This window comes from Lutimaribacter degradans (genome assembly GCF_023703375.1).
GTDB lineage: Bacteria > Pseudomonadota > Alphaproteobacteria > Rhodobacterales > Rhodobacteraceae > Lutimaribacter > Lutimaribacter degradans.
Genome location: NZ_JAMQGO010000010.1, coordinates 55,252 through 78,766, shown reverse-complemented (window position 1 = coordinate 78,766; position 23,515 = coordinate 55,252). Strand labels below are relative to the sequence as shown.

The 23,515-nt window shown below is 59.9% G+C and carries 22 protein-coding genes and 1 tRNA gene; 7 read left to right on the top strand and 16 right to left on the bottom strand.

The window, feature by feature from the left end:
• The first annotated feature begins 1 nt into the window (after position 1).
• From M8744_RS14040 to M8744_RS14030, 3 genes are all read left to right on the top strand, one after another.
• Positions 2–1,885, top strand: a complete 1,884-nt coding sequence (locus M8744_RS14040; RefSeq protein WP_251418850.1) for an AMP-dependent synthetase/ligase — start codon at positions 2–4, stop codon at positions 1,883–1,885.
• Positions 1,886–1,931: 46 nt separating this feature from the next.
• Positions 1,932–3,092 (top strand): ABC transporter substrate-binding protein, encoded by a 1,161-nt coding sequence (locus M8744_RS14035; RefSeq protein ID WP_434481373.1) that lies wholly within the window; start codon positions 1,932–1,934, stop codon positions 3,090–3,092.
• 136 nt (positions 3,093–3,228) lie between these two features.
• A complete protein-coding gene (locus M8744_RS14030; RefSeq protein ID WP_251418848.1) occupies positions 3,229–4,425 on the top strand; it encodes a M20 aminoacylase family protein in 1,197 nt (398 codons plus the stop codon).
• 47 nt (positions 4,426–4,472) lie between these two features.
• Here the strand turns inward: M8744_RS14030 and M8744_RS14025 are convergent.
• Positions 4,473–4,549: transfer RNA gene (locus M8744_RS14025), tRNA-Arg, on the bottom strand.
• Between the two features lie 208 nt (positions 4,550–4,757).
• Between M8744_RS14025 and M8744_RS14020 the strand changes: the two genes are divergently transcribed.
• Both M8744_RS14020 and M8744_RS14015 read left to right on the top strand, forming a co-directional pair.
• Positions 4,758–5,099: a helix-turn-helix domain-containing protein gene (locus tag M8744_RS14020; RefSeq protein ID WP_251418846.1), complete on the top strand. Its 342-nt coding sequence runs from the start codon at positions 4,758–4,760 to the stop codon at positions 5,097–5,099.
• A gap of 376 nt (positions 5,100–5,475) precedes the next feature.
• Positions 5,476–6,129, top strand: coding sequence for a hypothetical protein (locus tag M8744_RS14015; RefSeq protein WP_251418844.1), 654 nt, complete (start codon positions 5,476–5,478; stop codon positions 6,127–6,129).
• Positions 6,130–6,196: 67 nt separating this feature from the next.
• Here the strand turns inward: M8744_RS14015 and M8744_RS14010 are convergent, their stop codons facing one another.
• On the bottom strand, positions 6,197–6,508 hold the full coding sequence (locus tag M8744_RS14010) for an ETC complex I subunit (RefSeq protein WP_251418842.1): 312 nt from the start codon (positions 6,506–6,508) through the stop codon (positions 6,197–6,199).
• A 390-nt stretch (positions 6,509–6,898) separates the two neighbouring features.
• Here M8744_RS14010 and uvrB point away from each other — a divergent pair, with 390 nt between their 5' ends.
• The gene (uvrB, locus tag M8744_RS14005; RefSeq protein WP_251418840.1) at positions 6,899–9,097 is read left to right on the top strand and encodes an excinuclease ABC subunit UvrB; all 2,199 of its coding nucleotides are present in this window, start codon (positions 6,899–6,901) and stop codon (positions 9,095–9,097) included.
• A gap of 17 nt (positions 9,098–9,114) precedes the next feature.
• Here the strand turns inward: uvrB and M8744_RS14000 are convergent, their stop codons facing one another.
• The 13 genes from M8744_RS14000 to ectA all read right to left on the bottom strand — a co-directional run bounded on the left by M8744_RS14000 (position 9,115) and on the right by ectA (position 20,984).
• Complete coding sequence (locus M8744_RS14000) at positions 9,115–9,930, bottom strand: sugar phosphate isomerase/epimerase family protein (RefSeq protein WP_251418838.1); 816 nt, start codon at positions 9,928–9,930, stop codon at positions 9,115–9,117.
• A complete protein-coding gene (locus M8744_RS13995) occupies positions 9,931–10,506 on the bottom strand; it encodes a rhodanese-like domain-containing protein (RefSeq protein ID WP_434481372.1) in 576 nt (191 codons plus the stop codon). It lies immediately after the preceding gene.
• A 248-nt stretch (positions 10,507–10,754) separates the two neighbouring features.
• Positions 10,755–10,961 carry a cold-shock protein gene (locus M8744_RS13990; RefSeq protein WP_251418834.1) on the bottom strand — a complete coding sequence of 69 codons (207 nt, stop codon included), beginning with the start codon at positions 10,959–10,961 and terminating at the stop codon, positions 10,755–10,757.
• Positions 10,962–11,126: 165 nt separating this feature from the next.
• On the bottom strand, positions 11,127–11,351 hold the full coding sequence (locus M8744_RS13985) for a hypothetical protein (RefSeq protein WP_251418832.1): 225 nt from the start codon (positions 11,349–11,351) through the stop codon (positions 11,127–11,129).
• Positions 11,352–11,558: 207 nt separating this feature from the next.
• Positions 11,559–11,783: a TFIIB-type zinc ribbon-containing protein gene (locus tag M8744_RS13980; RefSeq protein ID WP_251418830.1), complete on the bottom strand. Its 225-nt coding sequence runs from the start codon at positions 11,781–11,783 to the stop codon at positions 11,559–11,561.
• A 126-nt stretch (positions 11,784–11,909) separates the two neighbouring features.
• Positions 11,910–13,565 carry an energy-dependent translational throttle protein EttA gene (ettA, locus tag M8744_RS13975; RefSeq protein ID WP_251418828.1) on the bottom strand — a complete coding sequence of 552 codons (1,656 nt, stop codon included), beginning with the start codon at positions 13,563–13,565 and terminating at the stop codon, positions 11,910–11,912.
• Positions 13,566–13,781: 216 nt separating this feature from the next.
• Complete coding sequence (locus M8744_RS13970; RefSeq protein WP_251418826.1) at positions 13,782–14,222, bottom strand: DsrE family protein; 441 nt, start codon at positions 14,220–14,222, stop codon at positions 13,782–13,784.
• 109 nt (positions 14,223–14,331) lie between these two features.
• The gene (locus M8744_RS13965) at positions 14,332–16,122 is read right to left on the bottom strand and encodes a TRAP transporter permease (RefSeq protein WP_251418824.1); all 1,791 of its coding nucleotides are present in this window, start codon (positions 16,120–16,122) and stop codon (positions 14,332–14,334) included.
• 72 nt (positions 16,123–16,194) lie between these two features.
• A complete protein-coding gene (locus M8744_RS13960; RefSeq protein ID WP_256474169.1) occupies positions 16,195–17,154 on the bottom strand; it encodes a TAXI family TRAP transporter solute-binding subunit in 960 nt (319 codons plus the stop codon).
• A gap of 136 nt (positions 17,155–17,290) precedes the next feature.
• Positions 17,291–18,715, bottom strand: coding sequence for an aspartate kinase (locus tag M8744_RS13955; RefSeq protein ID WP_251418822.1), 1,425 nt, complete (start codon positions 18,713–18,715; stop codon positions 17,291–17,293).
• A 3-nt stretch (positions 18,716–18,718) separates the two neighbouring features.
• The gene (locus tag M8744_RS13950) at positions 18,719–19,120 is read right to left on the bottom strand and encodes an ectoine synthase (protein ID WP_251418820.1); all 402 of its coding nucleotides are present in this window, start codon (positions 19,118–19,120) and stop codon (positions 18,719–18,721) included.
• Between the two features lie 4 nt (positions 19,121–19,124).
• Positions 19,125–20,420, bottom strand: a complete 1,296-nt coding sequence (gene ectB, locus M8744_RS13945) for a diaminobutyrate--2-oxoglutarate transaminase (protein ID WP_251418818.1) — start codon at positions 20,418–20,420, stop codon at positions 19,125–19,127.
• 36 nt (positions 20,421–20,456) lie between these two features.
• Positions 20,457–20,984: a diaminobutyrate acetyltransferase gene (ectA, locus tag M8744_RS13940; protein ID WP_251418816.1), complete on the bottom strand. Its 528-nt coding sequence runs from the start codon at positions 20,982–20,984 to the stop codon at positions 20,457–20,459.
• Positions 20,985–21,227: 243 nt separating this feature from the next.
• On the opposite strand from ectA, the gene M8744_RS13935 reads away from it, so the two are divergent.
• Positions 21,228–21,713: a MarR family winged helix-turn-helix transcriptional regulator gene (locus tag M8744_RS13935; protein ID WP_251418937.1), complete on the top strand. Its 486-nt coding sequence runs from the start codon at positions 21,228–21,230 to the stop codon at positions 21,711–21,713.
• A gap of 4 nt (positions 21,714–21,717) precedes the next feature.
• Here M8744_RS13935 and M8744_RS13930 read toward each other — a convergent pair whose 3' ends face one another.
• Positions 21,718–23,385: a sulfatase-like hydrolase/transferase gene (locus M8744_RS13930; protein ID WP_251418814.1), complete on the bottom strand. Its 1,668-nt coding sequence runs from the start codon at positions 23,383–23,385 to the stop codon at positions 21,718–21,720.
• Positions 23,386–23,515: the final 130 nt, after the last annotated feature.

The window sequence follows — 23,515 nt, the reverse complement described above, 5'->3', positions numbered from 1 at the left end:
GATGAACGCCAATGCCGCATCGGACAAGATCACCATCAACGGCGTCGTGTTCAACGCCCTGCCCGACGCGCGGCCCGTCACGGTCGACGGGCAGGATACAATCGCCAAACTGTTTGCCGCCCGCTGCAAGGAGCTGGGCAGTCGCACCGCCCACCGCGAAAAGGACATGGGCATCTGGCAGGCCTACACGTGGTCCGATTACTGGACCCATGCCAAGTGGATCGGCATGGCCCTGCGCAAGCTGGGGCTCGAACGCGGTGAATGCGTGTCGATCCTTTCGGAGGACCGAAAGGAATGGGCGTATTTCGACCTAGGCATCCAGTGCGTCGGCGGCATCGCCTCTGGCGTGTACACGACAGATAGCGCCAATCAGCTTTCGTACCTGCTGCGCGACAGCGGCTCGCGGTTCCTGGTCGTCGAGAACGAGGAACAACTGGACAAGTTCCTCGAGATCGAGAGCGACGTGCCTGATCTTCTCAAGGTCATCATCCTCGAAGACGAGGGGCTGCACGATCTCGAACATGATCGGTGCATCTTCATCGAGGAGTTCTACCGGGTCGGGCAAGAGGTCGACGCGGCCGAGCCCGGGCAATTCGAAGCCGAGATCAACCAATCTCGCCCCGAGGATACCGCGCTGCTGATCTATACCTCGGGCACCACCGGAATGCCCAAGGGCGCGATGCTGTCGAACGAAAACATCATGTCCGCCATCACCGCCGGTGCCCACGGGCTGCCCGCCGAACCGGATGACGAACAGCTGTGTTTCCTGCCGCTGTGCCACATCCTGGAACGTGACGTGTCGATCTATTTCCCGCTGGCGGCGAAATGCACGGTCAACTTTGCCGAAAGCCCCGAAACGGTGTTCGACAACCTGCAAGAGGTCAGCCCGATGACCTTTACCGCCGTGCCGCGCGTTTGGGAGAAAATATACTCCCGCGTGCTGATCCTGGCGCAAGAGGCCACGTGGATTGGCCGCATGTCGTTCAAGATGGCGCTACAGGCGGGGCAGAAACGCACAAAGGCGCTGATGGAAACCGGCAATGTGCCCACCGCCACGGCGTTGAATTTCTGGCTTTGGGATCACCTGGTGTTGAAGAACCTGCGCCGCATGCTGGGGTTTGACCGGATGCGCCGGGGCGGCACCGGCGCTGCGCCCATATCGCCAGAACTGTTGAAATGGTATTGGTCCATCGGCGTGCCTCTGGTCGAAGGGTACGGCATGACCGAAACAGCCGGCATCGCCACGATCAACACCCCGACCGAGAACAAGGTGGGCACCATCGGAAAACCCGTCCCCGGCGTGCATGTGCGCATCGCCGCGGATGGCGAAATTCAGACTAGGGGTCTGAACAATTTCCAGGGCTATTGGCGCAACAACGAAAAGACGGCCGAAACCTATACCGATGACGGCTGGCTGCGCACGGGCGATGTGGGGCGGATCGACGATGATGGGTATGTCACCATCACCGGGCGACTAAAGGACATCATCATCACGGCAGGCGGCAAGAACATCACGCCGGCCGAAATCGAAAGCCGGCTGAAGTTCAGCCATTACATCAACGACGCGGTGATCATCGGCGACAAGCGCAAATATCTGACCGCCCTGGTGATGATCGACCAGGAAAACGTCGAGAAATATGCGCAAGAGAACAAGGTGCCGTTTTCCGATTTCGCCTCGCTTTGCCGTGCGCAAGAGGTACAAGACCTGATCGGCGCCGAGATCAAGCAGGTGAATACCGAATTCGCCCGCGTCGAGCAGATCAAGGATTTCCGCCTGATCGACGTGCTGCTGACCGCCGAGGACGAGGAACTGACACCAACCATGAAGTTGAAGCGCGGCTTTGTGGAAAAGCGCCACAAGGCGTTGATTGATGATATGTATTGACCAAGCCCTGCAAGAACGGGGCGAGACCAAGGGAGGAAAGACCACGATGAATACCCTGATGAAATCCGTCCTGGGCAGTGCGCTGGCACTGGGCATGACGCAGGCCGCCTGGGCCCAGACACAAGGCGTGAGCGACGATGAAATCGTTATCGGATCGGTCAACGATCTGTCCGGCATCTTTGCCGCAATCGGCGTGCCTGCGATCAACGGCGCCAACCTCAAGATCGACGAGGTCAACGAGGCCGGCGGCGTGCATGGCCGCAAGATCCGGTTCGTGGTCGAGGACCACACATATCAATTGCCCAAGGCCGCACAGGCCTACAACAAGTTGGTCAACCGGGACGGCGTGTTCGCGATGATGCTCAGCCTGGGCACGCCGCACAACTTGGCGGGCTTCAAGATCATGGACCCCAAGGGCATCCCGAACCTCAACCCGCTTTCGGCAGCGCGCGAGATGCTGGCAGAACCGATCGACAACAAGTACACTGGATTTGCAAGCTACTACGACCAGGCAATCGCGGGTATCGAGTATCTGAAAGACGAGTTCGGGTACACGAATGTCTGCGCGATGTATCTGCCCACCGATTTCGGCATCGAGATCTCAAGCGCCGCGAAGGAAAGCACCGAAGACCTGGGCACGACCTTTGTCGCGGAAACCACGCACAAGCCGGATGAGCAGGATTTCGTCGGCGCCGTTCAAAAGCTGCGCAGTGAGAACTGCGAAACCATCGTGATGGCGCTGGGTGTGCGCGCCGGCATCACGGTTGTCGGCACGGCCAAGCAACTGGGCTGGACCGAGGCCAAGTTCCTCAACACCTCGGCCGGTTTCCTGGAGCCCGTGGCCGCCGTGCCGAACGGCGTGACCGATGGTCTTTACGCCGCCGCGGGCTGGGTTGACCTGGCCGCGCGCGCCGAAGACCCGGTGCCTGCTGCCTTCATCGAGGCCTATGAAGAGGAATACGGTCAGCCCGCCGGCGGATTTGCCATGCTTGGCTATAATGCCGCCGAAACGCTGATCATGGCGCTTGAGGCCGCAGGGCCCGACCTGACGCATGAGTCCTTCAAGACGGCCATGGAGTCGGTCGACTACTATTCCGAGCTTCTGGATACGCAGATCAGCTACGGGCCTGGCGACCACCAGGGTGCAAACGAAATCACCATTTCGGTCGTAGAAGATGGCAAGTGGAAGCTTCTGGCTCGCCAGTAGCCACCACCGGGAGAGACGAAAAGGGGCGCCGTTTGGCGCCCCTTTTTTCGTTCGCGGCGAGGCCTTTCCATCAAGTGCCTCGCACTTTGTTGACTTATTCGTTATCTCTTGAGCGGCGCAAAAAAGGAGTTCCGTCTTGGCAGAAACCTCACTCAAATCCCGTCACCACAATCGCATCACCGACCTGCACGAAGAGATCACCGCCTGGCGTCGGGATCTGCACACGCATCCCGAAATCGGGTTCGAGGAGACCCGCACCGCCGGGATCGTCGCCGAGAAACTGCGCGAGTTCGGTGTTGACGAGGTCATCACCGGGATGGCCACCACCGGCGTCGTCGGCATTATCCACGGCGAACAGGACGGCCCCATGATCGGACTGCGCGCTGACATGGACGCGCTGCCAATGCAGGAACATACAGATGTGCCGTGGAAGTCCGTCAACCCCGGCGCGATGCATGCCTGTGGCCATGACGGGCACACAGCGATGCTGTTGGGCACGGCAAAGATCCTGGCCGAAACGCGTGATTTCGCGGGGTCTGTCGCCCTCATTTTCCAGCCCGCCGAAGAAGGCGGCGGTGGCGGTGGCATCATGGTGCGCGAAGGGTTGTTCGAACGCGCGAATTGCCAATCGGTCTGGGGCTTGCACAATTGGCCCGGACTACCGCTGGGCCAGTTCTGCGCACTGTCCGGGCCGATCATGGCGGGCATCGATTACTTCGACATCACCATCCGGGGCCAAGGTACCCATGCGGGGTTGCCGCATCTGGGCGTTGATACCGTTCTGGCAGCCGCCCATCTCGTGACTGCCATTCAAAGCGTACCGGGGCGCAATGTCTCGCCCCACGACACCGCCACGATCGGCGTGTCGATGTTCAAGGGGTCGGATGCCTACGTTGTAATGCCCGACGAGGCCGTTATCGGCGGGTCCGTCCGGTACTTCGATGCCGCCACGCGCGACATGGCCGAGGCGCGGATTCGCAGCCTCGCCGAAGGGGTCGCATCCGGTTTTGGCGCCGAGGCGATCATTGATTATCGCAAGAACTACCCGCCTACGGTAAACCATTCCGCCGAAACCGACGAAGCCGCCGCGGCCGCCGCGGCGCTGGTTGGCGAGAGCGGTGTTCTGCGCGAACACGAGCCATGTATGGCGGGCGAGGATTTCTCGTTCATGCTGAACGAACGTCCGGGCAACTACATCTGGATGGGCACCGATCAGCCCGGCAGGAACAACGCAATGGTCCACTACCCCACGTACGATTTCAACGATGCCGCTATTCCGGTTGGCGTGGGGTATTGGCTGGGGCTGGTGGACCGCCTTTTGCCACGTCACTGACATTATGGCACCTGCCATTTGCGGCCCGCACCTTGCTGGGCCGCGAGTGGCGATCCCACGAGGACTCGAACCCCGAACCTGCTGATTAGAAGTCAGCTGCTCTATCCTGTTGAGCTATGGGACCGCAGTGCGCACGCGCACATGACCTATGCAATACCCTTTTTAACCTTGCAAGCCTTAAGGAATAGCTTGACTATCTTCAATAACCACATGCAATATCTTGATGCGTTCCTTCAATCGCTTTAAGTAAGCGTCGGGAAGTATAAACCACTAAAAGAGGGTACCTGTGTATGGGTGCGTTACCCAAGCAACCGAGTGCGGAGTGTGATGCTGTGAGTTTTGATGTTTCAACGGGTTTCGATTTTGAAGAATTTCGCAGTCAACTTCTGCGTATCATGAAAGAAAAGGGCCTAAGCCCTCATTCCTTGTCCGTGAAAGCGGGGCTTAACCCCCGGGCGGTGAAGGACATAGAAGAGCGCCGCGTGAAGAACCCACGCGTTTCCACGGTGATTTCCCTGGAAAATGCGCTGGACGTCTTGCCAGGCACCCTTCTGGGGATCTCGCCCGAGACGAACATCAAGGGTTCCCTTTTGAACTATCTCGGGGCGCTTTCTCAAGAAGATCAAGATAAACTCCTGGATTTTCTAAGATCTCTGTCAAACCGACGCATCTGATCAAGGCCAGAAAAAGCCGCGCCTGATCCGAAGGAAGCTCTTTTACCAGTTCTTCCAACGCGGCGTGGTTACCTTCTTCGTTGCCAAAGTCAACCACTTTGATTCCCGCCATGTCTCTCATCAATCGCCTCGGTTCGTCTGGTGGCTTTCAAAGTAGCGCCGAAGCCAGTGCGGCGCCCCCTCCCATAAATTCACGTCAGTCGGCTATACGCCGCAATCAAGCGCTTCCGGCTATGGCCCAAGTTCAAGGTGCCAAGCATGAGACGTCGAAGGCGTAACCTTCGGCGACAAACTCACCCTTGATACCAGCCCGTTCGCCAGCATTTCCTCTCCTCCAAACCTGCCGATACGACAGCGACGCCCTCAGATTGTTCTATTGACATCTGTTTTTTATCACAGTTATCGTGAAAAAAACAGTGGATACATCACAATGCGGCAATTTTTTACTACTTCCACGCTAACTCAAAAGCAGGCTAACCCTTTATTACCGGACTGGCTGAAAGGCCAGAGCAAACGGTACGTTCAGCGCCTGTTACCCGAAGTATCGCACGTTAAGGATGTGCCGAAAAGACGCATTTCTACCCCTGCGCCCACACCGGCGAATGATCGCCGGGAATTATCCGCCCGCGGCCAACTTCCGCTTGGCCAGGCAATGCTATTTGCGGACAGTTCTTTCGCAACCAGTGACACCAGGACATGGTTGGAAGAGCTTTACGGCCTGACGGTGGTCAATGTTCATGACAGAGTCGGCTACCACGAGTGGCTATTGAAATGCGGCAAGACCTCGGACCTGTTCATCGTCGATGCCGACAGTTTCGAGTCTGATCAAGTATTGCTTGGCAAATTCAATGAAGCAGTCAAACGCTCCTTCCCTCTCAGGCCGGTCATCCTGCTAAGCAGCGACGCATCAATCAACAGGTTCACGCCGCTACCCGGAGCGCCTGGCGATGTTGTCCTGAAAAAACCCGTCAGCCGAACCAGCCTCTGGCTTGGTGTAAAAGCGGCGATGGATCAGCACTACGCAGTGTAAACGCCAAACGGTACGATGCGGCCAACACCGCGTCGTCGCGAACACATCCTTCCGTCAAAAATTACTGTCAGTGCGTCCAGGAACCACGCCGGTTGGTGGCAAAATTCTCGCCATAGCCGCCAGGGCGCACGTTCGGCTTGCGCGTCTTGGGCTCCATCACGATGGCGTCGATACCATGCGCCTCGGCGTATTCCAGCGCAGCCTCTTTCGAAGCGAACTGCAGCTTCACCTGCGCCTGCGTATCGCTTGACGAAGTCCAGCCCATCAACGGGTCAACCTCGCGCCGAGACGCCGGCGCATATTCCAGAACCCAATGCTTGCTCTTGGCGGTGCCGGATTGCATTGCGTTTCGGGCGGGTCTGTAGATACGTGCGCGCATGAATGTCTCTCGCTTCAGTCCTTGCGGGTGTTATCCTTGAAATCAGCCCGATGGGCAAGGGGTTGAGGGTGATATTGGAAGGGTGCAAACAGTTGCCTTGATTGCGCCCAGACTACGGGGAGCGAGGGGTGGGTGTGCAGCCAAAGGCGCGACAAAGCACACTGCTTGCCCTATCAGCGTAGCAACACAGCCCGAAACCACGCAACAAATAGATGAGTTTGAAATGTATTTCTGCGAATGCTCAATTTAAGCAGGCTGGGTAAGAGATTGCGCCGGAACGACAAAGCCGGTGCTCGGCATTTCACGCAGGGTGGCCCCCTCTGTCAGGGTTACGGGGTTGAACTGGAACAAAAACAGATCAAATCTGAAACAACGCTGCCGGAGATTCTCATGCCATACGCCCATTCCGACAAGTCGGAGCCGCTCCTTCATTCGCCCGCCCCCGACGTGAAGGCGCGCGAAAAGCTGGAAGGGGGCAAACGATTTATCATGCATACCGAGTTCACCCCGTCGGGCGATCAGCCCACGGCGATCGCCGAGCTTTCGGGCGGCATCGACGCGGGCGAGCGGGACCAGGTGTTGCTGGGCGCCACCGGCACCGGCAAGACCTTCACCATGGCCAAGGTGATCGAGGAAACGCAGCGACCGGCGATCATACTTGCCCCGAACAAGACGCTGGCAGCGCAGCTTTACGGCGAATTCAAAGGCTTCTTTCCCGAAAACGCGGTCGAATATTTCGTCAGCTACTACGACTATTACCAGCCCGAGGCCTATGTGGCGCGCAGCGACACCTATATCGAGAAGGAATCGCAGATCAACGAACAGATCGACCGGATGCGCCACTCGGCCACGCGCGCGCTTCTGGAACGCGATGACGTGATCATCGTGGCTTCGGTCAGTTGTATCTATGGTATCGGCAGCGTCGAAACATACGGCGCGATGACCCAGGACCTGGAGGTCGGGAAAGAGTATAACCAACGCGCCATCATGGCCGATCTGGTAGCCCAGCAATACCGCCGCAATGACCAGGCGTTCCAGCGCGGATCGTTCCGCGTGCGCGGCGACAGCCTGGAAATCTGGCCCGCGCACCTTGAAGATCGGGCCTGGAAGCTGTCATTTTTCGGTGAAGAGTTGGAGGCGATCACCGAGTTCGACCCCCTGACCGGCGAAAAAGCGGCAAGCATGGAGCGTGTGCGCGTTTACGCCAATTCGCATTACGTAACGCCCAAGCCGACCATTCAGCAGGCCATCATCAACATCAAGAAAGAGCTGCGCCAGCGGCTTGACCAGTTGGTGGGCGAAGGCAAGCTGCTAGAGGCACAACGCTTGGAACAGCGCACCAATTTCGACCTGGAAATGCTTGAGGCCACGGGCGTCTGCAACGGGATCGAGAATTACAGCCGCTACTTGACCGGGCGCGCACCGGGCGAACCGCCCCCCACCCTGTTTGAATTCATCCCCGACAACGCCATCGTTTTCGCCGATGAATCGCACGTCAGCGTGCCGCAGATCGGGGGCATGTATCGGGGCGACTATCGGCGGAAATTCACCTTGGCTGAACACGGTTTCCGACTGCCATCCTGCATGGACAACCGCCCCCTGAAATTCGAGGAATGGGATGCGATGCGCCCGCAATCCATCTTCGTCTCGGCCACCCCCGGATCGTGGGAGATGGAGCAGACAGGCGGCGTGTTCACCGAACAAGTCATCCGCCCCACGGGCCTGCTGGACCCGCAGGTTGAAATCCGCCCCGTAGAAATGCAGGTCGACGACCTGCTTGACGAGGTGCGGCGCGTGTCGGCCGACGGGTATCGCACGCTGTGCACAACGCTGACGAAACGCATGGCCGAAGACCTTACCGAGTATCTTCACGAGCAGGGCGTGCGCGTGCGCTACATGCATTCCGATATCGACACGATCGAACGGATCGAGATTCTCCGTGACCTGCGGCTGGGCGCGTTCGACGTGCTGATCGGGATCAACCTGCTGCGCGAGGGGCTGGATATTCCCGAATGTGGGCTCGTGGCGATCCTCGATGCCGACAAGGAGGGGTTCCTGCGCTCGGAAACCTCGCTGATCCAAACCATCGGCCGCGCCGCGCGCAACGCCGAGGGCCGCGTCATCATGTATGCCGACCGTATCACCGGCTCGATGGAACGTGCGCTGGCCGAAACCGACCGCCGCCGCGCCAAGCAGGTCGCCTATAACGAGGAACACGGGATCACGCCCGAGACTATCAGGAAAAACGTCGATGACATCCTGCAGGGCCTCTACAAGGGCGATGTAGACCTGAACCGCGTGACCGCGACGGTCGACGAAAAGCTGCAAGGCTCGAACATGCAGGCAGTGCTTGATGGCCTGCGCCTGGATATGCGCAAGGCCGCTGAGAACCTTGAATTCGAAGAAGCCGCCCGCTTGCGCGACGAGGTCAAACGGCTGGAAGCCGTGGACCTGGCTGTGCACGACGACCCGTTGGCCCGCCAGCAGGCAGTCGAAAGGGCGAGCGAACAGGCCACGAAATCGCGCGGTCGATCAACCGCGGGCAGGCCCGGGCAAAGGGGTGGGAATGTGAAGCGGCGAAAGAAATGAGCCGCCGCGCACAACGCTCATGCTCCCAGCCCCAACCGCTCCAAATACGCCACGCTTTCCGGCACGCGTGAGAAGTCGTTGATTTCGACGATCAGGTGGGGTCTTGCCTCCAGCCCGCGCAGCGCGTCAAAAATGGGGTGGAAATTCGTGTCACCCTCGCCCAGCACCCAGTGGCGATCGGCATAGCCATCCGCATCTTGCAGGTGAACGTGGCCCAGCAACGCGCCCGCATCCTGCACGAAGCGATCGACGGGCGGCGCACCGGCCGAGACATGCGCCCAAAGCGCATGGCCAGTATCGACCGACAGGCGCAGGGCCGGGGTGTCGGCGGCCTCGACCACCGCGCGACGCAGGCCCGGATCGGTGTCCTTGATATTCTCCAGTACCATTTCAACGCCCTCGGCCTGCGCGCGTTTCAGGGCCGGCGCCAGCGTGTCGAGTATCTGGCTTACCGATTTCGCGCGGCCTCTCGGGGCATTATCCAGGTTCTGCGCATCCCACGGATCATAGGGCGAATGGATCACCATCTGCCGGGCCCCCAACCGGGCACAGACCTCTAGCGCACGATCCAGGCGCGCCTGGACAATGCTGCGAATATCGCGGTCCTTCACATCCAGTTCAAAGCCCGAAAACGGCCCGTGGATGCCGAGCCGACCGTTCCAACCCCGGAGCTTGTCCAGCGCCATGGCGATGAACGGCTCGGGCTTGGCCAGAATATCGGCCATGCAGAACTCGGGCAGCTCGATGTCGCGGTCTTTCTCGAAAATCCAGTCGCGGTGCCGGTCAAGATCCAGCACCGACAATTGCGCCCCGATGACGGGCAGGTCGCTCATTCACTCACCCGTGACGGTCAGCCCAAGCATCCGCCAGCCCTGCATACCCGCACGGTAGTAATAGATCTTTTCGGCGGGAAATCCGGCCTCGATCATACGGCGCGCCGCGGTGGGCGACTGGCCGCACCAAGGCCCGTTACAATAAAGCGCCGCGCTTTTCACATTGTCGCCGTCGCAGATGAAACCGTCGAAATCAATCTCGCATCCCAACTCTCCCAGTCGGTCGGCGGCCTCGGTATAGGGCACGTTGATTGCGCCGGGGATTGACCCGGTTTGGTAATCGCGCCGTACGCGGCCATCAATGACCACCACCTCAGGGTCGTTGAGAAATTCCATCAACTCCAGCTCGCCGATTGGCGTCACGCCGGGCGCCGGAACGATTGGCTGGATGCAGAAATTAGGGCATGGGCGCGATGTCTTGGCCCATTCACCGGTAATCGTGTTCTCGGTGTCCTGGATACGTTCGATCACTTGCTGTCCCTGCGGCGTTTCAACCGTCACAGACATCTGCCCCTTCGTGATCGCCACCTCGTCGGCCTGGGCGATTCCCGCGGCCATTACCAAAGCGATTGCCATTATACGCATTTCATTGCTCCCTTTTTGTTTTTCGAGCTGGGTCGAAGTCAGATGAAGGGGACGAAGGGCACGCCGCAGGCGCCCAGAACGCAAAGTGCCGCCAAGGCGCACAAGAATTTCATGCCGGGCCCCTCCTCAAGGTCGCGATCAGCCTAGCCCCAATGCGCGGTACCAGTCAAAGCGCGATGAACAAAAAAGACGCGGCCCCGTTTCCGGGACCGCGCCTTGAAATTCGATATCGGCGTGGCTTATGCCAGCGCGATGTTCATCGCGCTTTCGCGACCGTCACGGCCAGCTTCGATGTCGAAGGTGACTTTCTGGTCATCGGCCAGGCCGGTCAGGCCCGAACGTTCGACAGCCGAGATGTGCACGAACACGTCCTTGCCGCCCGTTTCCGGTGCGATGAAGCCGTAGCCTTTGGTGGTGTTAAACCATTTCACAGTGCCATTAGCCATGTGAGATTCCTTTCAGTTTTCATTCCGCTCGCAACATGCAGCGGCCCGGCAAAGTCACGTCTGGATCGAAGACTGCGTGCCGGTGGTCGGAAAACAGAAGGATCGTAGAGATGGTCTTAGCAAATTGCGTATGACAGGTTTCGCTGCCGATAGCAAGCAAAACCCTCACTCCAGCAAAACCGCCCACACGAAAAAGGGTGGCAGCGCCATCGCGAAGAGGAAACAGAAGGTGCGCGCCCATTCACCCCAGCTTTCCAGCTTGTCGATCTCTTGCATGCCAAGGGCCACGGCCACCAAGCCGCCTGCGAATCCCTGCTCTACCCGCTCTTTTTCGCGAATCTTTGCCATCGCTTGTTCGTAAACCTGCTTCTGGCGTTCTTGCTCGGTCATTCTCAGCTCCACGGTGAAATAGATCCTTCGAATGAAGTTGGCTTTGCCTGCGACAAAGTCCAGAAATCGCCCCCGCAGGCGGGCGAAAGTTTCAACAGCATCTTGCGGTCCCGGGAGTGATAACAATCACGTCGGGCCCGGTTTGCCGATTCGTCTCTGCACCGAGAGCCGGTGCAGTTTGCTGCACCAGCCCGTCATCGGGCTTGCCTAGAAATCGAAAAGTTCGGACAAAAAGCTTTCACGCTTTTTCTTGCGCGGCCTCTCGTCATGGCTGCCGTGCGCGGGGGGAACTGCCTCAGTCATGCTGCGATCAATGATCTTGTCCAGTTCGCCACGATCCAGCCAGACACCCCTGCATTGTGGGCAAAAATCAATCTCCACCCCATTGCGCTCGGCGATTTGCAGCGTGTTTCCGTCGATCGGGCATTGCATGGCAGTCTCCTTGTTTTGAACGTGTACCCGAGATGGGAACGAACAACGCCGCAGACAAGCGAGAAAACGAAAAACGGCCCGCGCCGCGAAATGCGGCACGGGCCGTGGAAGCGGGCATTGCCGCGGTTAGCGGGCGAATTTCTTGTACTTGATGCGCTTGGGCTCCATCGCGTCAGGACCCAGGCGCCGTTTCTTGTCTTCCTCGTAATCTTCGAAATTGCCCTCGAACCACTCCACATGCGCCTCGCCCTCGAAGGCAAGGATATGCGTGCATATACGGTCGAGGAAGAATCGGTCGTGGCTGATCACCACGGCGCAGCCTGCAAAATCAACCAGCGCATCCTCCAAAGCACGCAGCGTTTCCACGTCCAGGTCGTTTGTCGGTTCGTCAAGCAGCAGCACGTTGCCGCCCGATTTCAGCAGCCGGGCCATGTGCACCCGGTTTCGCTCGCCGCCCGACAGCACGCCCACCTTCTTTTGCTGGTCACCGCCGCGGAAATTGAATGCCGAGCAATAGGCCCGGCTGTTCACCTCGGCATCGCCCAGTTGGATGATGTCATTCCCGCCCGAGATCACCTCCCACACGGTCTTGTCCGCGGGCAACGCGTCGCGCGTCTGGTCAACGTAGGACAATTCAACCGTATCGCCGTATTCCACGCTGCCCTCGTCGGGCTGTTCTTGCCCGGTCAACATGCGAAACAGCGTGGTCTTGCCCGCGCCGTTCGGCCCGATCACCCCCACGATGCCGCCGGGCGGCAACGAGAACGAGAGATCCTCGATCAGCAGCTTGTCGCCCATCGCCTTTTTCAGGCCGTTCACCTCGATCACCTTGCCACCCAGGCGTTTGCCCGCCGGGATGACGATCTGCGCGCGGGTGATCTTTTCGCGTTCGGATTGGTTGGCCAGATCGTTATAGGCGTTGATCCGCGCCTTCGACTTGGCTTGCCGCGCACGCGGGCTGGCACGCATCCATTCCAACTCGCGCTCCAGTGTCTTCTGCTTCGACTTGTCCTCGCGGGCTTCCTGCTCCAGTCGCTTGGCCTTCTGCTCCAGCCAGCTTGAATAATTCCCTTCGTAAGGAATACCCCGCCCTCGGTCGAGTTCGAGAATCCAGCCCGTGATGTCATCCAGGAAATAACGGTCGTGTGTGACGATCAGGATGGTTCCCTTGTAGTCGATCAAGTGCTGCTGCAACCAGGCAATCGTCTCGGCATCAAGGTGGTTGGTCGGTTCGTCGAGAAGAAGCATGTCAGGCGCTTCCAAAAGAAGTTTGCACAGCGCCACGCGCCGTTTTTCACCTCCCGAAAGCGATGTCACATCCGCGTCGTCGGGCGGGCAGCGCAGCGCCTCGAGCGCCACGTCGATCTGGCTATCCAGGTCCCACAGGTTCTCGCTGTCGATCTCGTCTTGCAGCTGCGCCATCTCGTCGGCGGTCTCGTCGCTGTAATTCATCGCCAGTTCGTTGAACCGGTCAAGCTTGGCCTTTTTGTCGGCCACGCCCAGCATGACATTTCCGCGTACATCCAGGTTCGGGTCAAGTTCGGGCTCTTGGGGCAGATACCCCACCTTCGCACCTTGCGCGGCCCATGCCTCGCCCTGGAATTCGGTGTCGATGCCTGCCATGATCCGCAAAAGCGTCGACTTGCCCGCGCCGTTCACACCGACGACACCGATCTTCACGCCGGGCAGGAAATTCAGGTGGATATCTTCGAAACACTTCTTGCCACCCGGGTAGGTCTTGGACACCCCCTGCATGTGATAGACATACTGATACGACGCCATATGCGCTGCTCCTTATGGGAAAGCCGAAATTTTTCCCCTGATACATGGGGTGCGCGCCCGGGGCAATGCGGTGGCGCCTGCTTCGGATCTCCGAAAACACCCCTGCCCGAGGCCCTTGAACAACGGCAACCGAAAGGCGCGTCCCGTGCAAATGAAAGGGCGCGGCAGGATAGCCCGCCGCGCCCATGATCTCGTTCCGGTTTCAACCGGCGCAGATCAGTAGCTCATGACGCGCGCATTCTCGTCCATGATCGATCCGGCCATCTCGTCCGGCTTGGCCACGGTGACACCGTCCAGCAGCACATCCGCCTGCGCGCCCTTGCCCGGCAGGTAGATCGCGCAAACCTCGACCTTGGTTCCCGGTTTGGTCATGATCTGCTGCATCAGGCCCTGCGGGCTCATGTCGCGGGGCGGCTGACCTTCGGTTGCGCTGTCGGGCGCATCCTTCAACGCCAGGTCCCCAGCGGGTCCACAAAGCATGATATGTGCTTCTTTGCCCTGCGCCACGGCCTGCATGGTCAGAACCATCGCCATCAACTGGGTCTGCGGTTCCGGCGCGGTCAGCACGGTCACCAGTTTCGAAGGGGCTTCAGCCTTGGCCATTGGGGCCGCAAGGGCGGCAGCGGCAACGATTGCAGCGGTGAGAATACGTTTCATCCAAGTCTCCTTAAAGTTACATCATAAACTTGGAATATAAATAACATCTCGTGCGGGACCACGCGTTGCGACAAGGCGACGCGATATGCAGAACGCGATATCTTGCAGATCACAGCACAGCCGGCCCGAAAATCAACAAGACACCGAGGCCGGCGAACAGCGCCCGCAACAGCACGGGTGCCCGCGCGATCAACGCGAATGAAATCGCCGCCAGCCCCGCGCCGATCAAGCCAAATGCCATCAGAGCCGCACCCGGCGCCTGGGCCAACCCGATGATGGCCGGCTGCGCGATCATGCCCAGCGGGATCAGATACAGGCCCACGCCCAGCGCCATGGCCGTTACCGCCACGCGCAACCAGTTTTCCCCGATCATGCCCGCCGCGATGAACACCGCGCCGCAAACCGGCGGCGTGATCGTGGACAAGAGCGCGAACCAGAACACGAACAAATGCGCCTGCAAGGGCTCCAACCCCAGCTCGATCAACGCAGGCCCCGCAACCGATACGCAAATGACGTAGGCTGCGGTTGTCGGCACCTCCATTCCCAGCACGAGGCAGGCCAGCGCCGTCAGCAAGAGAGAGGCCCAAAGCAGCCCCCCCGACCCTTCAAGGATGACCGAGGTGATTTTCACGCCCAGCCCCGTCACCCCCAGAACGCCGATGATGATCGATGCGCACAAGATGATCGACGCGATCATCGCAACCTGTTTCGATGCGGTCAGCAATGCCTCGACCACGCGGGTTCCGGTGCGCCTGGCGTCAAGGCGCAGGTCGGCCCCCGTGAGCAACAAAACCGCGCCCGCGATGATGGCAAGGCAGGCCGCATATTGCGGGGTGTACCCCAAAACGAACATGCCCAGCAAAAGCACTGCGAAAGGGATCAGGAAAAACAGCGCCGTCACCATCACGTCGCGCGGCACGGGGCGGTCTGCCGCGTCGATGCCGCGCAGGTCAAAGCGGGTGGCATAGGCGTTGATGCCAACCCACACCGCCCAGAAATACAAGATAGCTGGCAGGAAGGCGGCCGCGATGATCTGGGTGTAGGGTGTGCCCGTCAACTCGACCATGACAAAGGCCCCCGCGCCCATCAGCGGCGGCATGATCTGCCCACCGGAACTGGCCACAGCCTCGACGCCCGCGGCCAGGCGGCGCGGGTAGCCCAGCTTGGCCATCGCGGGCAGCGTGATCGCGCCGGTCGAGGCGACATTGGCACTGGCCGAGCCCGAGATCGACCCGAACAACGCCGAGGACAGCACCGACACCTTGGCAGCCCCGCCTTTCAGCCGCCCGGCTGCCGCGGCGGCCACGTTCATGAAGCCCTGCCCCGCCTCGCCCGCGTTCAGCACTGCGCCGAAGATGACAAAGATTGAAACCACGCCGACCGACACGGCCGTCAGGCTGCCCCAAATGCCGCCCTCGGCCACCACCATCGTGCCCAGGAACGACCGCAGCGGCGTGCCGGAATGGCCGAATTCGCCCGGAATGTGCTGGCCGAAGAACGCGTAGAGCAACGCGGCCAGCGCCACCATCGGCAGCGGCCAGCCGATGGCGCGGCGCGCGGCCTCGATCACCACGCCCAGCAGGGCAAACGCCAGCCAGACCTGGAACCGGCTTTCAAGAAAGCCGTACTGGTCGCTCAGACTGTCGGCATTCCAGGCGATCCAGACGCTGCCCGCCACGCCAACGGCACATAGCGCCGCGCCCGTGCCCAGCCGCCGGCCCGTCGCGCCGTAAAGGAAAACCCACGGCAGGATCAGCGCCATGTGCAGCGGGCGGCTGACAAGGTTGGGCACCAGCCCGGAAAAGATCAGGCCGATGTGAAAGGCAACCAGAACGGCGGCCAACCCCAACCAAAGCCCCTGTGCCAGCCGGTTTTCCGGCAAATCCTGTCGCGCCGTCATCTACGCCCCCCGTGACGTGAAAGGCCGGGCCAAACCGGCCCGGCCCCGTTTCCAATTGCCAATCCGCCTGGCTTACATCTGGTCTTCGGTCACGGGCATGCCCGCTTCCTGGTAATAGCGGATCGCGCCCGGGTGCAGCTTGCCGGTGATGGTGCTCATCAGCGCGGCGTCAACGCCTGCCCACCATGCGGCGCTTTCGGCCATCCGGCCCTTGCTTTCCCAGAATGTCTTGGTCAGCTCATAGGCCGTGTCGTCATCCATCTTGGTGGTGGTGTAGGCGACCACGGGCAACGAGGTGGTAACGATGTCGCCACCCTGCCCGGCATAGGTGCCCGCCGGGATGACAAGACGCGTGCGCTTGGTTTCTGCCACCTGTTCGTCGCTTAGCGACAGCACGGTGACCCCCGTCGATGCCGCGGCTTCGACCACGTTTGGTGCGGGCCAGCTGCCGGCCGTTACAAATCCGTCGATCTGCCCGTTCTTGAGCGCGGCAACCGCGTTCGACAATTCGGCATCGGCGATGGTCACCTTGCCCTCAAGCCCGAACAGGCCAAGGTATTTCTCGCCTTCGCGCGCACCGAAACTGCCTTTGCCCAACAGGATGGTCTTGCCCTCCATGTCGGCAAAGGTTTCGACGCCGCTATCGGCGGACATCACGAAATGCATGGTCAACGACGGGATGGGAAAGAGGGCCCGGATCTCGTCAAAGGCAGGGTCGCTCTTGCCCTCGAACATGGCCTTTCCGCCCTGCGCCAGCCCGACAAGGCTGGGCGGTGTGGTAAAGACATAATCGGCGCCGCGCGCGCGCACCTCCATCACGTTCTGGACCGAACCTTGCCCCTCTTCCACCGTCACGACGATATCACCGCCCGATCCGGCCTTCATCGCCTCGGAAATCTGCACACCCATTTGGTAATAGGACGTGCCCGCCTTGGCGGATTTATAGGTCACGCGGGTTTCCGCCCAGGCCGGTGCGGCCAGCATGGCGCTCGCGGCCATTGCCCCTGCGGCCCATTTCAAAGCGTTCAACATTGGTCATCCTCCCTATGGTCGCTGCAACCAAACAACAGCAATCCGGCGCGGTCAATCGCATCCGCGCGACCTGCCGGAACAAAAACACCCCGGCCAAAAGGGGCCGGGGTGCTAAAATGCTCAGTTGTCGTCCGTATCAGGCGACGCGCGGCAATTTCCGGGCCTCATCCTCGATAAAAGCACTGTGAAGCGCCTTGATTGCCGGTTTCAGGTCATCGCGATCGAGGATGAATTGCACATCCACGTTACGCGGCCCCTGGGTGGCCCCGATCGATTCAAAACCAGCATCGGCAATGGCCTGCAGGCCCCGCGTCAGCACGGACAGCCCGCGCAGGTCTCGCCCGATGACCGAGGCCAGCGACAATGTGCGCGACCGAACTTCAGCCGACGGGTATTTTGCCGCCAGATCCTTTTCGACGCGACGCATCGCTTTCAGCGAACTGTCGACGTAATGCGTGATCGTGTTGGCGTTCGAAACCTTCGATACGATGCGCACGTCATGGCGCGTGAGCGTATCCAGAATTTCGGCGTCATAGCCCTTTACGCCCACCATGTCCTGTTCGAACACTTCAAGCGCGATGATGTCGAGGCCGGTCACGATCTCGACAGCCGCTTCATCCGCAGGCTGATCATCGATCAGCGTGCCGGGGTCGTGCGGTTCGAACGCGTTGGTGACACGCAGCGGCACATCGGCCTGGCGCAACGTTTTGGCCGCCTTGGGGTGAATGGCCTCCATCCCCATGTTCGACAGCTGATCAGCCACATCGTAGTTGGTGCGCCCCAGTTTGCGCACGGCATCCTGGCCCACCAGTTTCGGATCGGCCGAGGACAGGTGAAATTCCTTGTGGATGATCGCTTCATGCGCGCCGGTCAGGGCTGCCAGCTTCGAAAAGGTAACTTCGGAATAGCCGCGGTCAAACTCGCGCATCAGCCCTTCGGCGCATTGCGCGTAGCCCGTGACAATGGGCATTTCCGTCGCCGGATCGACACCCGCCATGGCGGCTTCGATACGCTCTTCTAGCGTTACGTTGCCTTCGTCGCGCCACCCCGAAAGGTCAACCAGGCGCGCATTGACGCCCGCGCGCTGCAACAGCAGCACGGTGGCAAAGGCCGAATGCGCCTCGCCTAGGCCCGACAGAAGCTCTCGGATCTGCAACATGTGCTCACCAAGGCGGAAGTGGCCGTACGAACACAGGCGCTGCAGGTCGATCAGGCAGTTGCGCGCGCCTTCGATCCGGTCGCGCACGAAGTCGTCCGCGCGCTCCTTGTCGGCGGAATTGTCCAGCACGGCGCCATGCGCTTCGATCATCGCATCGGCCACGCGGTCAAGCGCCTCGTGCCAGCCATGATCGGTGTCGGCGCTGGCAAATTGCGCGTAGACGCCGGGCTTGCCCGATTTCTTGTGCTCAAGCAGCAGGTTGGTAATGCCGCCGAAGGCTGACACCACGAAGACGCGGCCATAAAGGTCGTCGCCCTCGCGGTCACCTATGAACAACGTGTCCCGCAGCGCGTTGACACGCGACATGGAAGTGCCGCCGATTTTCTCAACGGTATGGGTCATGGGTCAGTCCACCAATTCCTCGGGCGCCGCGTAAGAGCCGTCTTCGCGGTGCACCTCTTTGCCCGTCACGGGCGGATTGAAGCAACAAGCCATCCAAAGCTCTTCCTCGGCACGCAGGGTATGCTTGTCATGCTCGTTCAGCGCATACATCGTGCCCGGCTTGATCTGGTGCGTCTCGCCAGTGGCCAGGTCGGTGATCGACCCCTTGCCCTGCATGCAATAGACGCTTTCAAAGTGGTTCTTGTAGTGGAACGTGTGCTCCGACCCTGCCTCGAGAACGGTGATGTGGAACGAAAAGTTCATCCCATCCTCGGCCAGCAACATCCGAACCGATGTCCACTGGGCGTCTGTCACAACGCGTTTGGGTTCATTTTTGGAAATTTCGTCGAAATCGCGAACAATCATGGTGTCACTCCGCAGCCATCTTGGTGTTTGTCATTGCCTCACGCGTCGCTTCCATCAGGATGTCGAACCCTTCACGGAAAAGCGCAGGCGTCGTTGTGAGCGGCGCGAGGATTTTAACCACCTCGTCATGTGCGCCCGATGTTTCGATCACCAGCCCCTTTTCAAAGGCGCGGGCGCAAATATCTCCGGCGAGCGTACCGCTGCCAACGTCGACACCCTGCATCAGGCCGCGGCCTTTCAGGGTGGCGCCGGGCACCATCTCGGCGATCTGTTGAAGCGCCGTGGTCAGCATGACCGATTTTTCCGCCAGCTCTTTCTGGAACGCGTCATCGGCCCAGAACTTTTCCAGCGCGATACGCGCGGTGATGAAGGCGTGGGTATTGCCACGGAAGGTGCCGTTATGTTCGGCCGGCTTCCAGATGTCATGCTCAGGCTTGATCAGCAGCGCGGCAAAGGGCAGGCCCATCCCGCCAAAGGATTTCGCCATCGGCACCAGGTCGGGCTCGATGCCCATTTCTTCAAAGCTGAAGAACGTGCCGGTGCGGCCGCAGCCAGCCTGGATATCATCGACGATGAACAGCGCGCCATGTTTCTTGGCGATCCGGGCAATGCCTTGCATGAACTCGGGGCTGGCGGCGTTCAAACCGCCCTCACCCTGAACGGGCTCGATCAGGAAGGCCGCAGGCGCGTCAACGCCGCTCGACGGGTTGTCGAGCATCTGTTCGATCAGCGACAGGCTGTCGACGCTCTCGCCAAAGGCACCTTCGAACGGCATGTGGGTCACACCGTCCAGCGCGCTCATGCCGGACCCACCGCGCTTGCCAAGATTGCCGGTCGCGGCCAATGCGCCCATGGTCATGCCATGAAAGCCGTTGGTAAAGGCAATTATGTTCTTGCGGCCGGTGATCTTGCGCGCCAGCTTCATCGCGGATTCCACGGCATTGGTGCCGGTCGGGCCGGTCATCATTACCTTGTAATCCATATTGCGCGGCTTCAGGATGATACGCTCGAACGCCTCGAGAAAGGCGGCCTTGGGCTCGGTGTGCATGTCCAGCGCGTGGCCAATGCCATCGTTCTGGATATGCTCGACCAGCGCGGCCTTCATGTCCGGGTCGTTGTGGCCATAGTTCAGCGACGAGCAGCCCGCCAGAAAGTCGATGTAGCGGTTGCCGTCGGCATCGAACATTTCCGAGCCCTGGGCGCGGGTGAAGATGGCCGGCATGCCGCGGCAGTAGGAGCGTGCCTCACTTTCGCGGCGGGTGAAAATAGCTGTCTTGTCGGCTGACGTATCAGTCGGCATGGGAAAATTCCTCGTATGTTTGTATAAAGGTCGCGATCAGGCGGCTTTTGCCAGCTCTTCGGGAAATTCGATCGTAACCATGTGTTCGGTGGCGTGCTTGCCATCGAAATGTTCATCGCGGATGTAGTGGGGCTCATCGCTCAGATCGCCGCCGATCATCCGGGCAAAACTGCGAAACAGGCCCCAGCTTGCCGCATTGTCACGCGTGATCGTGGTCTTGAGGCAAGCCGCCTCGTCACATTCTTCACGCTCGATCAGATGGTGCAGCATCTTCTTGCCAAGACCAAGACCACGGGCCTTTTCGCTAACAGCAACCTGCCATACGAAAAACGCATCCTGATTGGGGATCATGTGGCCCGAGATCCAGCCGACGACCTCTCCGTCGAGCTCGGCCACGACACACGTGTCGCGAAAGTGCTCGGCCTGGACGATGTTGCAGTACATCGAGTTTTCATCGAGTGGCTTGCAACTGCGCACCAGTTCCCAGATTGCAGCCCCGTCCGTCGCTTCAGGTTTGCGCAGCAGGGGCATAGGCGGTCGGGGCGGTGTCACATCTTTCGGCATTGGATCGTAATCCTCGCTTGTTTGCTTCGACCGTTAAAATAACAGCGCCCCCAGATATTTCAAGGTATAAAGTAAAATTAGGTAGATCTGGGCAATTCTGCCGCAAAATGCCCTGATTTGCTTTGTTGAAGCTAATATTATAGTTTTGATATGCGTATGAATTGAGGTCTAAAGGACCAAGTGCTTAGGTGATTGAAGTATATGGCAAAGATTGACATGATACCGCTCAGGATTGAGGACGTGATGGACAGAACAGACGACAGCCTGATCGCCCTGAGGCGCATCATGCGCGCGACCGAACTTTACGCGCGCGAGTTGGCACATTCAGCCGGGCTGACGCCGGCGCAATTGCGCGTTCTGCAGATCGTCGATGAAAAGGGCAGCGCGACACCAAAGGCGCTGGCCAAGCAAATGGGGGTGAGTCAGGCCACCATCACCACGCTGGTCGACAAGCTGGTCAGCCGCGACCAGGTTCGGCGCGTACCCTCGGAAACCGACCGCAGGCAAACCAATGTTACCATCACCGAAAGCGGGCATGAAACACTGGTAAACGCCCCCGATGCGTTGCAGCAGAAATTCGTACGCGAGTTCGAAGGTCTGCAGGAATGGGAACAGGCGATGCTGGTGGCCGCGCTCGAACGCGTTGCCAGCATGTTGGACGCCGAAGAGATCGACGCCGCCCCGGTGCTGACAACGGGCGACCTGCACATCGGGCGCAGACGAATCTGACTGGTCAGCGCGGCCCGCCCTTCATGTCGGGGGCCTTGCGACCACGATATTTCACGGTCAATTCAAGCGGCGTGTCGTTTTCATCGTAAACGCCCAGTACGACTCCCCGGCCCCGGCTTTTGGTCCGCATTTCGATCAACTGTTCTTCGCTGCGAGTGGTCCGCTGGCTTTGGCGCCGCGTCCAGGCAAACAACTTGTCATACATCGCGGCAATCACATCGGCATGGTCCGCGCTACCGCCGAGGTCGACCAATTCGTCTGGGTCGTTTTCCAGGTCGAACAGCATGGGCCGATACCCGCCTTCGAAATGGATCATCTTCCACCGCTTGTCGGCCACCATGAACATCACCGCATCGCGCACGCCGATATTGTTGATATGCGCCACGGGCGTGGCCGAGAAATCATATTCGCAGATAACATAATCGCGCCGCGTTTCCGTGCGTTCGCCATGCAGGATGGGCCGCAGGCTTTCGCCCTCAAGGATGTGATAGGCAGGCCGTTGCCCAGCCACATCCACGAATGTTGGCGCCAGGTCGATCGCTTCGACCAACGCATCGCTGACAGTGCCGCGCGTCGCGTCAGCCAGAGGCGAGGGGTCATAGATGATCAGCGGCACCTTGGTGCTTGTGTCGTGGAAAAACGTCTTCTCCCCCATCCAGTGATCGCCCAGGAAATCGCCGTGATCCGATGTCAGCACGATCATCGTGTCCTCCATCCGGCCACTTTCGCGCATCCAGTCGAACAAGCGGCCCATCTGGTCGTCCACCTGCTTGATCAGCCCCATGTAAGCGGGAATTACCGCTTCGCGCACATCCTGGCGCGAAAAGGTTTCTCCGATCTTGGTGTCCATGAACATCTTGAAAATCGGATGCGCGTTCTGGCGCTCGCTGTCCGACCGGATCACCGGCTTCACGTCCTCTGGGCCGTACATGCTGGCGTAAGGCTCGGGCACGATATACGGCCAATGCGGCTTGATATAGGACAGGTGGCAGCACCAGGGCGCCGCGTGGTTCTGCATGAATTCGATCCCCCGGCCGGTCAGATAAGGGGTTTCGCTGTCTTCCTCGGCGATATTGGCCGGCTCGGGCGCATTCTTCAGGAACCAGCCCGACAGCACGTTGCCATCCGCATCGAGCCCGGAATTGGCAAAGTCGTGCCACGGGTTATCGCTTTCATAGCCCTTTTCGCGCAGCCACTTGTTGTATTCCTTGGCACCGTCCGGGTCGTAATAGCCATCCGGGCCTTCGGGCAACATCCCGTCGTCACGCTCGATCACGTCAAAGCCACATTCGCTGACCCGCGCACCGATCAGGCTGTCGGGCTCCAGCCCCAGCCGCGCCATGCCTTCGGCATCGGCGCGCATATGCGTCTTGCCCACGAGAAAGCAATCCAGGCCCGCAGCGCGCAGGTGGTCACCCATCGTCATCTCGCCCACCTTCAGGGGGATGGCGTTCCAGCTTGCGCCGTGACTGTGCACGTAGCGGCCGGTATAGGTGGACATGCGCGAACTGCCACAGATCGGCGACTGGATATAGGCACGGTCGAACCGGACGCCCTGGCTGGCAAGCCAATCGATATTTGGGGTGTGCAGCCGTTCATGCCCGTAGCAGCTCAGGTAATCCCAACGCAGTTGATCGAACATGATGAACAGAATGTTTTTTGGCTCTGACATCGCTTTCCTCCGCGCGGTGGTTGGCTGCATAGTGCTGCGGCGCCACAGTACGGATCGCAAAAGCAGGGTAAATCAAGAAATCGTTTCCGATGATTGCCCTTGGGCCGTCAACCGGCCAAACTGCCCCTTG

Coding starts and splice junctions, on each gene's coding strand:
- M8744_RS13990 (WP_251418834.1), bottom strand. CDS start 10,961: ATGGCTAATGGCACTGTGAAATGGTTTAACACCACCAAAGGCTACGGC.
- M8744_RS13965 (WP_251418824.1), bottom strand. CDS start 16,122: ATGACGGCGCGACAGGATTTGCCGGAAAACCGGCTGGCACAGGGGCTT.
- ectB (WP_251418818.1), bottom strand. CDS start 20,420: ATGCCGACTGATACGTCAGCCGACAAGACAGCTATTTTCACCCGCCGC.
- ettA (WP_251418828.1), bottom strand. CDS start 13,565: ATGGCGTCGTATCAGTATGTCTATCACATGCAGGGGGTGTCCAAGACC.
- M8744_RS13955 (WP_251418822.1), bottom strand. CDS start 18,715: ATGACCCATACCGTTGAGAAAATCGGCGGCACTTCCATGTCGCGTGTC.
- ectA (WP_251418816.1), bottom strand. CDS start 20,984: ATGCCGAAAGATGTGACACCGCCCCGACCGCCTATGCCCCTGCTGCGC.
- M8744_RS13950 (WP_251418820.1), bottom strand. CDS start 19,120: ATGATTGTTCGCGATTTCGACGAAATTTCCAAAAATGAACCCAAACGC.
- M8744_RS13960 (WP_256474169.1), bottom strand. CDS start 17,154: ATGTTGAACGCTTTGAAATGGGCCGCAGGGGCAATGGCCGCGAGCGCC.
- M8744_RS13985 (WP_251418832.1), bottom strand. CDS start 11,351: ATGACCGAGCAAGAACGCCAGAAGCAGGTTTACGAACAAGCGATGGCA.
- M8744_RS14040 (WP_251418850.1), top strand. CDS start 2: ATGAACGCCAATGCCGCATCGGACAAGATCACCATCAACGGCGTCGTG.
- M8744_RS14035 (WP_434481373.1), top strand. CDS start 1,932: ATGAATACCCTGATGAAATCCGTCCTGGGCAGTGCGCTGGCACTGGGC.
- M8744_RS13970 (WP_251418826.1), bottom strand. CDS start 14,222: ATGAAACGTATTCTCACCGCTGCAATCGTTGCCGCTGCCGCCCTTGCG.
- M8744_RS14000 (WP_251418838.1), bottom strand. CDS start 9,930: ATGAGCGACCTGCCCGTCATCGGGGCGCAATTGTCGGTGCTGGATCTT.
- uvrB (WP_251418840.1), top strand. CDS start 6,899: ATGCCATACGCCCATTCCGACAAGTCGGAGCCGCTCCTTCATTCGCCC.
- M8744_RS13980 (WP_251418830.1), bottom strand. CDS start 11,783: ATGCAATGCCCGATCGACGGAAACACGCTGCAAATCGCCGAGCGCAAT.
- M8744_RS13995 (WP_434481372.1), bottom strand. CDS start 10,506: ATGGCAATCGCTTTGGTAATGGCCGCGGGAATCGCCCAGGCCGACGAG.
- M8744_RS13935 (WP_251418937.1), top strand. CDS start 21,228: ATGGACAGAACAGACGACAGCCTGATCGCCCTGAGGCGCATCATGCGC.
- M8744_RS13930 (WP_251418814.1), bottom strand. CDS start 23,385: ATGTCAGAGCCAAAAAACATTCTGTTCATCATGTTCGATCAACTGCGT.
- M8744_RS14010 (WP_251418842.1), bottom strand. CDS start 6,508: ATGCGCGCACGTATCTACAGACCCGCCCGAAACGCAATGCAATCCGGC.